At 37.9% G+C, this 17,302-nt stretch carries 9 protein-coding genes and 1 riboswitch; of the genes, 3 read left to right on the forward strand and 6 right to left on the reverse strand.

The window, feature by feature from the left end; translation table 11 throughout:
* Positions 1-10: 10 nt before the first annotated feature.
* Positions 11-4,870: a hypothetical protein gene (locus tag IGL24_RS11160; RefSeq protein WP_207699997.1), complete on the reverse strand. Its 4,860-nt coding sequence runs from the start codon at positions 4,868-4,870 to the stop codon at positions 11-13.
* A 1,471-nt stretch (positions 4,871-6,341) separates the two neighbouring features.
* Complete coding sequence (gene mgtA, locus IGL24_RS11165; RefSeq protein WP_207699998.1) at positions 6,342-8,990, reverse strand: magnesium-translocating P-type ATPase; 2,649 nt, start codon at positions 8,988-8,990, stop codon at positions 6,342-6,344.
* A gap of 467 nt (positions 8,991-9,457) precedes the next feature.
* Positions 9,458-9,630: riboswitch (M-box (ykoK) riboswitch) on the reverse strand.
* A 145-nt stretch (positions 9,631-9,775) separates the two neighbouring features.
* Between mgtA and ndk the strand changes: the two genes are divergently transcribed.
* Positions 9,776-10,210 carry a nucleoside-diphosphate kinase gene (gene ndk, locus IGL24_RS11170; protein WP_206854059.1) on the forward strand — a complete coding sequence of 145 codons (435 nt, stop codon included), beginning with the start codon at positions 9,776-9,778 and terminating at the stop codon, positions 10,208-10,210.
* Between the two features lie 174 nt (positions 10,211-10,384).
* Here the strand turns inward: ndk and IGL24_RS11175 are convergent, their stop codons facing one another.
* From IGL24_RS11175 to IGL24_RS11190, 4 genes are all read right to left on the reverse strand, one after another.
* Positions 10,385-11,251 (reverse strand): helix-turn-helix domain-containing protein, encoded by an 867-nt coding sequence (locus IGL24_RS11175; RefSeq protein WP_206854064.1) that lies wholly within the window; start codon positions 11,249-11,251, stop codon positions 10,385-10,387.
* Between the two features lie 345 nt (positions 11,252-11,596).
* Positions 11,597-13,675 carry an LTA synthase family protein gene (locus IGL24_RS11180; protein ID WP_206854066.1) on the reverse strand — a complete coding sequence of 693 codons (2,079 nt, stop codon included), beginning with the start codon at positions 13,673-13,675 and terminating at the stop codon, positions 11,597-11,599.
* A gap of 290 nt (positions 13,676-13,965) precedes the next feature.
* A complete protein-coding gene (locus IGL24_RS11185) occupies positions 13,966-14,517 on the reverse strand; it encodes a hypothetical protein (RefSeq protein ID WP_206859508.1) in 552 nt (183 codons plus the stop codon).
* Positions 14,518-14,710: 193 nt separating this feature from the next.
* Entirely contained in the window at positions 14,711-16,105 is a 1,395-nt protein-coding gene (locus tag IGL24_RS11190; protein WP_207700347.1) for a glycoside hydrolase family 1 protein, read from the reverse strand.
* A gap of 343 nt (positions 16,106-16,448) precedes the next feature.
* Here IGL24_RS11190 and IGL24_RS11195 point away from each other — a divergent pair, with 343 nt between their 5' ends.
* Positions 16,449-16,865 carry a hypothetical protein gene (locus IGL24_RS11195; RefSeq protein WP_206859512.1) on the forward strand — a complete coding sequence of 139 codons (417 nt, stop codon included), beginning with the start codon at positions 16,449-16,451 and terminating at the stop codon, positions 16,863-16,865.
* 193 nt (positions 16,866-17,058) lie between these two features.
* Positions 17,059-17,241: a hypothetical protein gene (locus IGL24_RS11200; protein ID WP_206859513.1), complete on the forward strand. Its 183-nt coding sequence runs from the start codon at positions 17,059-17,061 to the stop codon at positions 17,239-17,241.
* Positions 17,242-17,302 lie beyond the last annotated feature (61 nt).

Consider the following 17,302-nt stretch of genomic DNA (forward strand, 5'->3'; position numbering starts at 1 on the left):
ATGCTTTTTCCTATGGATTACCTGGTGCTGAAACTAACGACCATGATAATGTTCCTTGGTAACTTCCGACTTTTTGTTTTTCCGGAGGAACAGTTAACTTGAGCCCTTTGTTTTTCGCTTGATCCCATTCTTGATTCACAAGATATTCGCCATTTGTCGTTAATGTCTTTTCTTCCACGATCACTGCATTTGGTCCAAGCACTGTATTTGTTGTCCCATCTGTGAATGAAAGTGCGTTAGAAAGTTGGGTGTTTCCAGAAGTCAAAGGTTGTTTTTCAGTGACTGTCAATTGCCAGTTGTCTCGTTCGGAACCTCTTGTATCTTTTACAATCAAATCACCTTCGATCAGTGGCCAATAGGTTTGAGTCGTTGACTTGACTTTTTGCGTTTCGAAATTCATCGTTTTTGGTACTTCTTTTAATTCCAAAGTGCCGGTAATTGCTACATTGACTGTTTTTTCAGCCGTTATGCCATTTAATTGATAGCTATACGTCGTTGAAACATTTTTTAAGACTTCTGCTTCGGTCGTATTCTTGATCGCTGAAAACGTCGCGTCCGCTAACGTTGGCACTTGATTGGCACTACCGTCTGCTAAAATGACTTGCGCCATGGTTCGTTGAGCCAAATCTTGTTGTGCCGACAAAGCATTGGCATCTGCTAAGCTCATACGAACATCCTTTGCATAGACTGCAAAATAGCGATCGCTTGAAATCTCTGCTTCATTTTTCACAACGATCAAGTTTGCTTGTTGTTCCTTTTCATTTCCAGTCGTGCCGACTTTGTAATCAATGACATGTTTTCTTGAAACTTCATCTGTCGCTAATGGCTGTTTGATTTCATCCATCACATCAGCTGTGATTGAATCGGTAAAGAACGGACGCCCTTTGGCTTCCATTAGTGATAAGATGGATTGTTCATCAACTAAATCGGCTGCTTCTTTTTCAGAAATGATCACATTTCTAGCTGAAAGCTCTGCTTCATTTGAATATTTTACTTTGACTTCATAGCTGTATTCGCTATCTGGCGATTGCCAATCAATCGTTGAAGAATCTTTTTGTTCCCCAATCGTTGTAGGCGCCTCACCATTTTTTGAACTAGTGATTTCAGCTTGGTACAACCATGAACCAGTTGCTTGTGTTTCAGGCTCAAAGCTCAATTTTGGCGTAATACCCTTTCCTGAGGGAATCAGCAAACGTCCTTTTTGAACTTTCGTACCCGCCGTTTCGGTTCCCCAAGCATTCAAGACTAACGGTGCATTTCCTTCTTTCACTTCACTGACATTGTGGAAAATGCTTCCTTCACCTTGCGCAATTCCTGGATTTTCTACTTCATAATCGATGATCGAACCAGGAATCGCGATACCATAACCACTACCCGTTTTCGAAACATCATTATCCCCGATGAAGCTTTTTCCAGTTGCTTTTTCCGTCCCTCTAAAATTCAAAGGTGTAAGTTTCGTGGCATTCGCAATCGTTGGATTGATCGTCAAGACTTGATACGCTTTATTTGCACCGAACCACGTACCGGTACTATCTACTTGTGTTGCTGAATCTCCAGTAGTTGGTTTGATCCAGACTAATTCATCTTTTGCTGGATCAGGAAATTCGATATCTGAAATATTGACTTTTCCTGTTCCCGGAATCGTTTCTAAAGTAGCTTCATCTTCAATAGTCAATTTAGCTGCTGAAACTAAATTACTAGAATTTGACACGCCGATCCCTGCATTTTTTGAAAGATGGATATCCCCAAATGAATGATAGGTCGTTGCATGATTGGCTGCCGTAGCAGATAACCCATTTTTGATATTTCCGCCGTTTGCCATCAATTTCAATCCGTTCGTGACGTTTAGTTCAGTAAAATTGACGATTCCTAAGCCAGTAAGATTGAGTGGATCTGTTTGATATTTGCCCGTACCGTCCACATTTTCACCAAAATTGAACACTACTTTGTTTGTGCTGGCACTAGCAATCGTATTTGTAAAGTTATCACTTGCTGAACCACCAGATAAACCATTGATGCTAGCAGCACCTTGAACATTTGCCGTAACATTTCTCAAAATTTTTCCACTGCTGATGTTTGAATATTGTGTAGCATAGAGATTACCGATACTAGAACCGTCCGCTTGGATATTCATCTTGATCGACCCATTTTTAGTGTACGTAGCGTTCGTTCCGCCATCGCCATAAATGCTCGCACCGTTTAATGAATCAACACCTGGTTTGGTAAAAATATTCAAGGTAATCGTATTATCGGTATTGGTTCCCAAGGTCGTGTTTTGTCCATAAGGTCGCCCACCTGTAATATAGGTGTTACCCGGTAATTTGAATTCACCATCATAGTTTCGTAAATCAATGAGTAGACTTGCATTTCCAAGTAGTGTACCAGAGTTCGTAATACCGCCGGAAAATCCATTAGAACCCGTCCGCGGAGTACCAGAGAAGTTACCACCATAGATTCGATTATCTGAATTCCCAGTAATCGTATGATCACCACTAGCTCCATATGAAGCACCCATCGATGCATTGATGACTCCTTCATAGACTGTGACACCAACATTCCCTATATCTTTGGCATCATTCCAACCACCGCCGGATAAGAACCAGTCTACTTGCCCATTATAAACAGTCGTTTGTCCGTTGCCGTATACACGAGCTCCGTTATATCCAGTACCTTCCAATGTATCTGTGATCCCGCCATTCAGCGTATTAGAACTATTTCCTTCGATAACTCCAGAATAAGATCCCCCATACGTCCAACGTGCGATCGTATTATTCAAAACTGTTTTGGTATCTCCTTTGATGTAGATGTCCCACGTATTGTTCGTAGCAGGGTAGCCACCGCCACCTACAATATCCCAGCCAGAGTTATTTCCTCGACTTTTATTTGTTGTCGAATAATCAAAGCTAGTTGGTCTAGAACCAGAATAAGCTAAGCCATCTCCTCCGGCAGAACCATCCGCATTCGCTGTACCTACTTCAATCGTTGTGTTTCCTTCTATATAACCACCACGCCCAGCTGCTGTTGAATAGATAGAAGAATTATTAAACGAACCACTAACTAATTTTGAAGTAATATTTCCAAATACTTTAAATGTAGCCGCAGCTTTTGCTAGATTGGCTCTTTGATCCGGTGTGTAGGCGTCATAGGTTGCCTCATTCGATGCTCCAATACCGCTTTTATTAAACTTTTCGACATTGTTTCCCGCTCCTCCGTTAAAATCATTGATTCCACCGGCAGATGAGGTGCCTGCTTTGATCGTATTCGTGATATTCCCAGTGACCGTACCGCTGTAACGATTGCCACCTTCAAATTCTGCCCGTCCAGCACTATATGAGCTGCTATCTAAATTCGTTTCGATTCCGTCAGTTGAACGATTGGTACCGATATTTCCTCGAGAAGATCCACCGATAAATCGCTCGCCATTTCCATACCAGCGACCATAACCAGAAATGTTGTTCGTTACTTTTCCACCAATGTCCCCATAGATGACACCGCCATAATAAGTACTTAGTTGAAAGGCTGTCCCACTATTTTTGATAGCAATATTCGTGGATACATTTCCAGTAACATTCGCTGTATTCGTCGTACTTGTTCCATTTCCACCACCGTATAGATTCGTGATCCGTCCGCCAGCATTATTGATCACAGTAGAGACGTTACCATCAACGGTCCCGATGTTCGCTCCCCCAGCCAGTGTAGCGATACCACTGTTCGTGTTGTTGATGATGATGCTCGTGTTTCCTTTCAGCGTTCCACCATTTTGGTTTCCACCAAAGATATTCCACGTACCTGAACCTGTCGTATTGACCGTAATGACCGGATTTCCTACGACATCCCCTGAGTTTGCTCCACCATAAATTGAAATACCGTTACCGACTGATCCGCCGTTTAGATTCAAGCTATGCCCGTTCATATAGAAGTAAGTGCCGGTATAATTGATATTTCGTAAAGTGATTGTTGAACCAAAGTAAGCATTCGCAGTAAAAGCAAGTGTTTTTGCGCCAGATGGCACGGTTAAATCTTGTGTGATCGGATCGTCTGAATGTCCAGTGATCACTAAGTTGTTCACTTTATCTTTTAATGAAGCAAATGTAGAATTTGTTGCATCAACTGTACTTGGAATCGTGTTCGCAACTGTACCAGCTGTTAAAGTGACGTTTGCCCCGACATACATGACATAATCTTGCATATTGCCTGCCTGATACAAATCATTTAACGCCGTTTTCACTCCAGCATCTGATGCTGCATAGGTTTGGTACGGCTGAGTAGCATCTGTCGGACTTGGTACAACGAGTACTTTTGTCTTATCTGCTGTTGCAATCGTATCTTTGATTGAAGCATCTGTACTTATCAATGCACGGATTGCTTGCTGTTTGAATATCGCTTTTAGTTGGAGATCCTTCGTCACCGTTACTTGGCTAAGTTCTTCATTTGTGTAAAGCTTGCCATCCATTTCCCAACCACTGAATGATTGTTCTGCTGACAAACTTGGTATATCACTACTTGAAATTTTTTCGTTTTCCTTAACTGTCAGTTCTTTGACTTCATCACCTGATTCGAATAAATGATTGCTGTCTGTTGTGAATGTTAAAGTAAAACTTTTTTCTTCAGTCGTAGATTCTTGTGTCTGTTCCTCTGAAGAAGGTGACGTCTCTGACTGTTTCACCTCCTCTTTTACTGTTTCTGTTGTCTGTGTGACTGTCTCTTCACTTTGCATAGTCGAATCAACTGACTCATCTGTTTGAGTTGTGGGTGATTGAGTAAGTTGAGTATTTTCAGTATCCACTGCCTGTACGACTGCCGGCAATGGAGAAGTTACCCCTGCAAAGAGAAGCATTGCGGCAACACACATAACAATATTTTTTTTCATTTTATCTTCCCTTCTGCTTCACACAACAAGATCAACTTGTTGATAATTATTATTGCTTGCTTGATTCTTTTTGTATTGTATACTGTTGGATCTGGTTATTTTTAAAAAAAATTTCTCTGTTTCAGAAAAACGATTAATTTTTCTTTGAGCATATTATTTGACTTTTAAAAATAACAAGTGATTTTTAAAAGGGTAAAAAAATATAAAAAAAGCTGATATATCAATATTTACCGAACATGGTGAATATGCTATATTTTTAATTTCCTTCTTATTTAATTTATATTCATGAAAACAAAATGATAGTTTCATGAATAATGAAGGATTAATTTACAAATGAATTTTTTAACCACAGATTTTTTTGATAAGTTTCTGTTGTTTTTTTATTCAATTTCAGCATTGTTATGTTACTCTTTTTAATCAATAATTTAAAAATAACCATGATACCTCTTCTAAGAATCTAGAGATTCACTCAAATAAACATAAGGAGACAGCCAAATCACTTTCAGCATTTTTCTTCGGTTGATTGCTATTTTTCTAAAAATCATCCATCAGCCCCTATCTTTAAACACAATACACCATTTTAGAAACAAGGATTTCAGAAATAAGCCATCATTCATAAAAATTTGTAACACACAATTTTTCATGAATGATAGCTTATTCCGTTTGGATACTTCAACGTCAAGCTCATATGCTCAACCTTTAATCTCTGACGTTCTTGACTCAAATATTTGTAAATACCTTTTCACACACATGTTGCAGAACGTTTCTCTGCTATCTAAACAAACAGACGTAATCAGTAAAACCTATTAAAACTATTTGTGTCCGTATCCCCAAATACACTCACTAATAGCATCTATTCTAATCGATACATCATTCCCGCCTTTGCCGAATAACCGATTTCAAGCATACTCTTGCTATTGTATCTTCCAAGAGCATTTCCCCAATGGATTTCTTCGTTTTATCCGCCCTTCACCTCCTTGTCCCGTTGCGAGTAGAGACATGAGACAAATGATCTATGTAATACAATGGTTGATCTAGTTGCTGATATCAATGGTTTATGGTTATCTAGCGTTTTTTTAAATTAAGCAATTTGATCATTCATCGCATAATAGATTGTTTATCCAACTTAGCAATAGCTGGCAACGGGTAATATTTGATTGTGTTTATACAATCGCTCAAACATATTGTATAACGCATGTTTCCATTATATTTAAATATAATTTATCAATTTTTTTAAAAATCATTTAAATATAACTATTGAAAACGCTTGACTTTTATAATAAGGCGGATAAAAAAATAGATTAGGCATCTAAAATACCTAATCTATCAGCTTTTTATTTTGAAGTTATCCTGTCACATTCCACGAAACTCTATATATAATAAGTGAGATAATCAAAATGAGAATCGTCTTTTCACTAGAAATACATCTAAAAATTCTCTTTTTTGGGACAAAAGCACAGAATATGCTTTTTTATAGTAATTCGCCAAATTTATTGATATAGATTTTTTTGATGAATGTAACTAATCCTAAGTAAGCGATGACGGTCACGATCAACCAAATCCAATAGTTTGCTGGTAATGGTAGTAAACCTAGTCCTTGACCAAAATTAGTAAACGGTAAAACAGAACCGACTAGAATACCTAGTGTGGTGATTGAAAACATGATAAAAGTAGCATTACTTTGTAAGAATGGCACTTTAGGTGTACGTAACGCATGCAATACAAGGGTTTGAGTCCATAAAGACTCAACGAACCAGCCCGCATGGAACAATGCGATAAATAGGACTTGTTGTGAACCTGTCAATGTATGGTAACTGCCACCAACGACCGCTGGACAAATCACAAAGTACATCAATAGATACGTCGTGATGTCAAAAATAGAACTCGTCGGTCCGAAGTATACCATGAATTTTCCAATACTTGATGCTTCCCATTTTTTAGGTTCATGCAAATACTCTTTGTCCATTCTATCCCACGGTAATGAGATACAAGAAACATCATATATCAAATTCAAAAATAGGATTTGTAGTGGGAGCATAGGTAAAAATGGAAGGAATGTGCTCGCAACTAAGACAGAAAACATATTTCCAAAATTTGAACTAGCTGTCGCTTTGATATATTTCATAATATTACCAAACGTTTCTCTACCAGACAGTAACCCTTTTTCTAAGATCATCAAATCTTTTTCTAATAAGATGACATCTGCTGATTCTTTGGCAATATCTACGGCTGTGTCTACTGAAATTCCAATATCCGCAACTTTCATCGCTGGCGCATCATTGATACCATCTCCTAAGAAACCTACTGTATGCCCATTATTACGCAATGCTGTCGTTAACCGAGCTTTTTGTTGAGGATTCAATTTAACAAAGACATCATGCGCTTCAGCTACTTTTCCTAATTCCTTGTCAGACATCTCAGCAATTTTCTCACCAGTGATCAATTCATTGATTTGCAAGCCTACTTGACGACAAACAGAGCGAGTGACTAATTCGTTATCACCTGTTAGTACTTTGACAGCAACGCCATGATCTTTTAATGCTTTCAACGCTTGCTTAGTTGTTTCTTTTGGCGGATCTAGGAAAGCAAGATAGCCAATCAAGACCATCTCTGATTCGTCTTTCACTGAAAATTCCCCAACTACACTTGGATTCGTTTTTTGTGCAACACCGATGACACGTAAGCCATCTTCATTTAAATCTCTAACTTTTGCCAAAACTGTTTCTCTTTGTTCTGCGGTCAATGGTTTGACTTCACCACCAAGGTCGATATAAGAAGAGATGCTTAACATTTCTTCGATCGCACCTTTTGTGATCATTTGGGTTTTCCCAGCTGGATCTGCTACCACGACACTCATTCTTCTACGTTCAAAATCAAAGGGGATCTCATCTACTTTTTGGTAACGGATCTGCTCTGTATCTAACGACTCAACAGCTTCGTCAATAATCGCAACATCTAAAAGGTTTTTTAAGCCCGTTTGATAGTAACTATTTAAATAGGCGTGGCGCAATACGCGCTCGTTTTCATTTCCTTCACAATCCATGTGATATTCTAAAATAATCTTGTCTTGCGTCAATGTTCCAGTTTTATCTGTACAAAGTACATCGATCGCACCGAAGTTTTGAATGGCATTCAGATTTTTGATGACTGTTCCTTTTTTCGCCATCGCACTAGCACCTTTCACAAGGTTTGTCGTAACGATCATCGGCAACATTTCTGGTGTTAAGCCAACAGCGACTGACAAACCAAACAAGAATGCTTCTAACCAATCTCCTTTTGTAAAACCATTGATCACAATGACAGTTGGTGCCATCAACGCCATAAATTTGATCAACAACATCGATGTTTTTTGGATACCTAGTTCAAAGCTTGTTTTCACAGGTTTTTGTGATAAGTTTTGCGCCACATGACCAAACATCGTATCGTTTCCAACAGAGATGATAATGCCTTCTGCACTACCACTGATCACATTACTTCCCATAAATGCAATATTTTCATAACTTGTTTCACTTTGTGTTCTTCCAGAGCAAACAGTTGCATGCTTTTCAACCGGATAGCTTTCGCCAGTCAATGCAGCTTGTGAGATAAATAAATCTTTGGCAGAAAGTAACCGCATATCCGCTGGGATCATATCCCCTGCAGATAAACGTACTTGATCCCCACAAACGATTTCTTCCATGGGAATTTCTTTGTATCCACCATCTCGTTTAACTGCCGCTGTTACCTTGACTAATGATTTCAACTTTTCAGCAGCTTGGTTTGAACGGACGGATTGGATCAAAGTCATCGTGCCGCTGACTAGCACCATCGCGAAAATGATAATCACACCAAACAAATCTTTATCTGCTGGAGCGGCTAATACATACTCGGTGATATAAGAAATAATTCCTAATGCAATCAATACTAACGTAAAAGGGGTGATAAACGCTTTGATCGCTTCTACAATAAAAGGCGTTTTCTTTCCATATGAAATACTATTATTTCCATAAGTTTCTCTTAGACTTTCGACTTGTTCTGTAGACAAGCCTTTTTGTGTTGTATGAAATAAGTCGAATAACTGTTGCTTGTTTTTACTAGCAAAGCCAGCATAGACTTTTCTTGTTTCTTTCTTTTTTTCCATCTTGTGATTCTCCTTTGATCTTTAGGTTGTGAGAAAGCCGTTCAGTTTCAAGTATTAAGGCAGGAATTGAGAAAAATAGCTGCTCGCATTTTTTCACTTTTTGACTTGATATTGAAAGAACTGACTTCCAAACACCGTTTATTTGGTTTTAAGAGACAAACAAGACTGATGCCCCTGAACCATTTTTACTTAATCAACGGAGACAGAGTGTTTCAAAGGCGCTGAGAACAGATAGATAATAGTCTCAACAGACCAACGCTTTGTCTCCTTGTACTCCTGACTGTCATCCATTTGTTCTCATCTCCTTTCGTTTACTAACTTTACTTCCTTGTCTGATTACTTGATACTTCAACTTCCCAACTAGATCACCCTCAAACACTTCTTTATTTGAAAAACTGGTCGGTGACAAACAAAAAACCTTTCGCCAAAACTCAGCGAAAGGTCAAAAAAGTGCACAAAAAAAAGCGTGGTTGATCTACTCGTTGAGTTTTGGCACTATACAACGTAAAAAGCAAAAGAGCTTTTAGCTACCTTATGAAAAGCCTTATCTCGACAATTCCTGTTCTACCCATTGGCGTCTCTCGACATTTTTGGGCAGTAGCCTATGTTTGTATAGGAGCCTCACCTAACAAATCTTATTCAGTTTTTCCTCACCTAATGTAACAACTATTTGACGGAATGTCAAACACATTTTCAAAAAATAAATGAAAGTATAAGGGATTCGTTTGTCATGCTTTCTTTCTCTAGGTATAATGAGCATATCACAACAGTTAGGAGTGAAGAATATGGAACGTACACTTGTTATTATCAAACCTGATGGGGTAAGACGTCATCTGGTCGGTCGAATCATCCAGCGATTTGAAGAAAAAGGATTCGCCATAGCTGAAATGAAATTCGCTACGATGACTGAAAAACTAGCGAAAGAACACTATCAACATCTCTCTGGTCGAAGCTTTTTCGAGGACTTGATCGACTACATGACTTCTGGACCAGTCGTTTTTCTGGTATTAACAGGTGAAGATGTGATCGATCTCGTGCGTAAAATGGTCGGTGCAACAAAAGCAGCAGATGCCGTTCCTGGGACGATCCGGGGCGATTTTGCCTTACCTGGTACAGAAAACATCATCCATGCTTCGGATTCACGAGATGCAGCGAATACTGAGATCACACGTTTCTTTCCACCATTCGATACGAAAAAAGTAGAAGAGCCAAAAAAATGAAGTCTATGGCCGTTGACTGCTTGATTTCGTGAAATTTATTTTTGTTTTTTACCAGTACTTCTGAGATAGGTCACGCTTAACACGTTCAGCGAGAGCTTTGACTTAATACTAGAGGTACTGGTTTTCCTTTTGCATTAAGCCAAATATCCACTTGGATCTACTCTCTCTAACGTCCTATCGTTTGGTTTGGATCGACAATAATTTCTTTTCCAACTCTTCTCGTTCTTCTTTTCCTAATGTATATTCGATCACCGCAAACAATGACTGACATTCCCCTTCTTCCGTCGGTTCCCCCAATGCAGTTGCGATCAAATGCCGATAGTAATCAGACATCAAACTCTCGTAAATAGCTGCTCTTTTGGGTTTTAAAGCTAGGCAACGATACATATCCTCATTGATACTTCGAGCTTTTTTGTATCTTTTTTTGTCGATGTAATAGACAGTCAAATTCTTCAAAAAAAGGAACAAACACTGATCATATCCTGACTTCATGGCTTTACGCATTCTTTTTTTGATTTTCAAGTAATTGTTTTCGATAAATGAATCACTGAAAATAAACGGAAATTCTGCTAACAAGTCAAGTTCATATCGACCAAATTCTTTCATTTTCATAAAATAATCTTCGATCATCCGTATCTCATATCCTAAAAACTCCACTTGGATGTCTGGCTTCACATGTGATTTCCAATACATATGTATATTCAGTACGAGATAATACAGATCAGCTGTCCGTTTGAATTGCTTGCGATTATCTGCGATTTCTTTGTAAGGATCAAAATCTTCCTCCTGTACCTTGTTCAACAAATTGCGTGTTTTTCTCGTTTTACGTGGTTCTTCCAATTGGTTTCTTAGAGATTCATATTCTGTCAGCGTGATATTCAATCGATCAAGAAAAGCCATTAGCGTTAAAAAAGAAATTTTTTTGATCGTTCGACTCTCGATGCCAACTAGTGAAGTTTTTGAACAGATCCCCTCTGCCAATTGTGACTGTGTCAGCTTCCGACTCACCCGTAATTTTTTGATTAATTCTCCATCGTGCATAAGATGATGCCTCCTTTAGTGTGTGCATTTTTCAATAAGATTCTCTTAGTAAGATCAACGATCGTAAAAAGAAAAGAACTATCGAAATATTTATTGCATTCACTAATTAAGTACGCATAAATGAAAAAATATTTGAATATCAATAAAAAAACTTCTAAAAAGTGAGAAAACTCAACTTTTTAGAAGTTTGTTAAGGTTGTGAGAAAGCCATTTAGCTCCGAATATTAAGGCAGAACTTGAGAAGATAGCTTCTCATATTTTTTCAAGTTTTGACTTAATATTGAAGGAGTTGGCTTTCGAACACCGTTTATCATAGGTTGTGAAAGTAGCGGTATTTATCCGAGTCTAAGGATTATCCACTGCCCCATTATCTGCTGGGTATAGGTTCGTTGTCGTCTGATCATGATTTTTAGAATAGACACTCGTTGAAGCGGAACCCTTTTCTTTTTCGATTTGTTTATTTCGTTCTACTTGGTTCTTATAGTCATACTGTGTAGGATCGATTGTTTTAAACCCATTTGGCACATAGAAGCGCAAGAGATTTTCTTGGTTGAGTTTATCCGAAAGACTCAAAGCTGTTTTTACTTGGTTTTGTTCTTTTTCTACCTTTTGTTCGGCTGTTTGATTCGCTTCAAGCAGCTGTCCTGTTTTCGTATCGTAGATTTTCCCACCTAGTACTGTGTAATCTGGAGCAACAAAATTCCCATTTCTAAATGCCACGACTTGATCATGTTGCGGTGAAAGTAGATCTGTACCAAAATGGATGTAATTATTGTCTTCGACTCCTAGTAAGTGGAGTAAAGTTGGTAGAACGTCGATCTCGCCACCATACTCATGGTTAACTGTTCCTTTTGTGTAACCTGGGATATGGAACATCAAGGGTACTCTTTGCATTTGGGCATTGTCAAAATCACCCCATGTTTCTGGATCTTTCCCCAGTGCTGAAGCAAGGTCTTTATTATCTGTGTTTGAGATACCAAAGTGATCTCCGTAAATCACAAACATCGAGTGATCATAAATCCCCGAAGCTTTCAAATACGTAAAGAATTGTTCGAGTGATTGATCCAAATAATGGGCTGTCCGCACATAGTTATCCACCGTGCTATTTCCCGTATCCAATGAAGGAAAGTCAAAATTTTTGTCATCTGTATAATAAGGTGTGTGGTTCGTTACTGAAAGAAACTTCGCATAAAATGGTTGTTGCAAATGTTCTAAATAGTTTGCTGATTCCCGAAATAGATCTTTGTCTAAAATCCCATAGCCGAGCATTTCATCTGAATCATCAAAATAAGACCGGTCAAAGAAATTTTCATAGCCTAAATTTTTATACACATGGTCACGATTCCAGAAACTACCAACATTCCCGTGAAAAACTGCGCTAGTATACCCTTGGGTTTGGTCCAAGATCGCTGGAGCAGCTTGAAACACATTATCAGATCCTAATTCTGTAAACAGCGAACCTTGAGGTAAACCAAACGTTCCGGTTTCCAACATATTCTCAGCATCACTGGTTTTTCCTTGCCCAACTTCATGGAAGAAATTATCAAAACTAATCGTTCCTTGATCGGTGAAAAGACTATTTAAAAAAGGAGTGACTTCTTGTCCATCGACTTTCATATTGATCAAAAATTGTTGAAAACTTTCTAGATGCAACACGATCACATTTCTTCCTTTTGCCAGTCCAAACATCTCTGGATCAGGGGCAGCATAATGCGATTTCGTGTAATCAAGGACTTCATCTAGTCCATTACTACTTGCATGTGCTCTGACACTACTAGTGATTCCCGTTTTTATCCCGTCATAAATCGTATACGCATCAAGTCCAAGATATTTCACGATATAAGAACGGTCAAAGGTTCGTTGCAATAATTGCGGACGATTTGCTTCACTCATTGCAAGATTGCCAGAAAAAATCAAGGCGGACAAACAAGTGACCGCGATTGCAACTGGCTTGCGTATCGGCTGTGCTTTAAGAGGTACTTTTTTTACCAATACACGAATCAACAGAAAAGCAAAGACTGCGATATCCACCCAATAAAGGATGTCATGTGGTTTCATCAAAGAAAAAGAGCTACCAGATAACCCTTGAGACACCTTAGAGAAACCTAGAGCTGATTTAACGGTGATAAAATCTGTAAATTCACGATAAAAAATAATATTCAAATACAGCAATAACGTATTTAAAAAATCGATGATAAATAATACGATCAAACTTGTTCTGATCTTTTTAAAATACAAAGAAATCCCAAAGAATAATAGCGTTGTTGCAATCGGATTGATCCATAAAATAAAAGATTGGATACTACCTTCTACCCCTAAAGAAAAATCGGTGTAGTAAGCAAAAATCGTTTTCATCCAAAAGAAAAAGCCAGCAATCAAAACCACTAGTACTTGATGTTGGCCAATTTTTTTTAGCTGTGTCAAAGTCACCACTTCTCTCTAAATTATTATTCCTGTCTATTTTGCTCCTAAAAATTCGATTTTTGCTAAAAAAGTTTGATTTTTTACTCTTTTTTATAAATTAATAACTTGCGTTTTCTAGCTAGATTTTTCTCGTTTAAAAAGCCACTTCTTCTAAAACAAGGTGGTATCTACAAAATTTTTGTAGATACCACCTTGTTTCTTAGTAATGAATCCCTCTATTACAAGCTCTTCAAATGGCTAATCTCAATAGCCCTTTGAACTTTTTTCACGTAGCTACACCGTTCTCACTGCTAAGGTTCAGTCACTGTGACAGAACTGGTCGTACTGGTCGTCTCATCAGAAACAGAATCTGATGTCGTTTCCGATATTTCTTGGATTTCTTCTGTCGTTTTCTGCCATTCAGCTAAACGTTGATCGACCATCTCTGGGTCTACTTTTTCAGAATAACTCGATGATACCTTCCCGTTTTTTAGCCGAGCGACTTTTTGCTTATCATCAGTCAACAGCAAAACGGTCAAGTGCTTATCCCCGTGTTGGACTTGTCTGATTGAAATGGCACTTAAGACATCATTCACATTGATGAATTGATTTTTTTCCTTGTCTTTTGGCAGATAAATCTCTAATTCACCCTTTTCGTAGTTTGCTACGACTTCGTAGTCTGCCCACCAATAGGTTGAAAATTCTTTTTTGAATTCATCTACTGAAGCTTTATTTGCAATGGTTTTTTCTGGTTCTTCATGAGCGAGATCAGCGGTCAATTTACCAGAAATTACTGCGGATAATATAAGTATTATAAAAAAGCCAACTAACCAAAAGAGAAGAAAAGGCCTTTTTTTTCGCATACCTTCTTCCACTCCCATTCAAATTTACCTAATCTATTATATACAAAAAATGAAACATTAAGCGTAGAAATTAAAGAAAAAGATAAAAAATAACGAAAAATTATTTTTTTAAAAGAAAAAAATCCCGAGATCATCGTCAATCTCGGGATGATATTTTTAAATTAAAAAATATCAAAAAAGAACAAATTTCTAATCAAACAGAGAATCCATTTTGTTCAGATACTTCTTTGAACCAGTATCCAGATTTTTTGATCGTTCGTTTGCCATCTGCTAGGTCAACTGAAATAAAACCATAGCGATTCTTATAAGCATTCGTCCATGACCAATTGTCCATACACGTCCACATATGATAGCCTAAGCAGTTCGCTCCTTCTTCGATTGCTTGATGGACATATTTTAAATGTTCTTGAACAAATTCGATGCGGTAATCATCATGGATCATCCCATCTTCTTCAATAAAACGTGCTTCATTTTCAACACCCATGCCATTTTCTGAGATAAAGCAGTCGATATTACCATAGTTATCACGAACATTGATCAAAATGTCGTAAATGCCTTGTTCATAGATTTCCCAACCGCGATAAGGATTCATTTTACGTCCCGGCATTTCATAGTTATCAAAGTAATCTTCTGGCATTGGACCGTTCTTGTGATCAACTGCTGATTCTTTTGCTTTTACTCGCCGTGGTTGGTAATAATTGATACCTAATAGATCGACAGTATTATTTTTGATGATCGCTAAATCTCCTTCTTCCATCTCAGGAAGAATCGCGAGGTCTGTCACGATTTCAATCAATTCTTGTGGAAATTCCCCTTTGACCGCAGGATCTAAAAAGGAACGATTGAAAAAGGCATCAGCAATTTTGGCTGCTTTCACATCTTCAGGATTGTTTTCATCTCTTGGATAACTAGGCGTCAAATTCAAAATGATCCCGATTTTTCCATCTTGCTCAGACTCATGATAGGCTTTGATAGCTAAAGCAGAAGATAACGCCTCATGATAGCCAACTTGGACTGCCTTTTTCATATCTGATTCTTCAGGATAATGCCAACGATATAAATAACCAGCCTCAACAGGAACGATCGGCTCATTGTGCGTGAACCATTTTTTTATCTTTGTCCCGAATAATTCAAAACAAGTTTTAGCATATGTCTCATAGGCTTCGACAGTTTCACGAGCCAACCAACCACCTTTTTCCTGAAGGTACATCGGCATATCAAAATGATACAAATTGACAAATGGCTCGATGCCATGAGCAATCAGTTCATCAAAATAGCTGTTATAAAATGCGACTGCTTGTGGATTTACGTTACCTGTTTCATCTGGAATCAAGCGACTCCATTGAATAGATGTTCGAAATGAATTATGACCAGTCTGTTTCATCAACTGCACATCTTCTTTATATTTTGTATAAACTTGAGACGCTTTTCCTGGACCTACTTGATCAAAGAATTTTTCTGGCTCTTTTGAAAACCAATAATCAAAAATATTGTCGCCTTTATCATCGCCAAGTATGCGTCCTTCTGTTTGTGGTCCACTAGCTGCGGAACCCCACCAAAATTTTTCTGGAAATTGATAAGTTGTCATCTTTGCACCTCATTGTTTTTTTTCATTTATGTTTTTTTATGTTGCGCACTTTCAATATAGCAAACGTTTTCTCAGTTTACAACCATTATTATAAAACGTTTTCTATAAAAAGACTAGACCAATTCAAAGAAAAAATGTACGAAGTGATCTTCTCACTTTTTTCATTTGACAAGTCGAGCATAATGGCTTTTTTCTCCAACGTTGAAATACAAGAATCATTTTCTAGAGCTACCGGTAAAGCCAATCGCCCTTGCCAAATAGCACGGCGTATCTTGTCCCCTTTATTTCATATTACTGGATTCAATGGTATAATCACTTTATCCAATCTACTGGGGGCATTATTTTGAAAAAAACACTGATTTGCTTTACGTTGATTTTTGCTTTGTTCACTTTTTCTGGGTGTAGCCAAGCAAATCAATCAACTGAAGAAACAACGAATACCACCACTTTTCAGGCGGATGAATCTGATATAAAAAATAGTACCTATACGCTGAAGGTCCGAAAAAATATGGACTTAGCCAATGCGGAAATCATCTTTAAGGACGATACGATGGAATGGACCCGTACGTATGCAGAATCTGCAACTGATACGGCAAATTCTTCTCAAGAGAAAATCGTTCTAACCGATGTCAAGATCACGACTGAAGATGAACAGTATACGATCGTTGGTAAAAAAGATGATAAGAACCAAACTTTTCATTTTAGAAAAATCGGAAACTTCCGTATAGAAGACGAGGAAGGCAATATCTATACTTTATAGAACCATTGCACAATAAAGAAGCAGCAGACTGACAGTTTATTAGTCGGTCTATCTGCTTCTTTTATCGTTTTACATTCTTCTATAATAGACGAATATCATTTATAAAAAATTCTAAGTTTTCTTAATTTATTTTGTTTCTATTCTGTGTTTCTGCTATAGTAAAGAAGCACTTGATATATTAAGGAGAAAAAATATGCATACAGCAAATACTCAAGATTACTGTGCTTGTACGACACCCCAAAACGTACATACAGAAATCAACGACCAAGGAAGAGCCAATTTTTGTGACCATTGTCACAAAATGATCGAAGGCTCAAATCAACCTTTTGACTTTTCTATAAAGGAAGAAGAAGCGCATAAAGAAACGAGAAAATAGACAAGCATCAAAAAAAGTCGTCACTGACCACAGTGGCGACTTTTCTCTTACATAGTATTCA

Origin of the sequence: Enterococcus sp. DIV2371, from assembly GCF_050498525.1 — a bacterium.
Classification (GTDB): domain Bacteria; phylum Bacillota; class Bacilli; order Lactobacillales; family Enterococcaceae; genus Enterococcus_B; species Enterococcus_B mangumiae.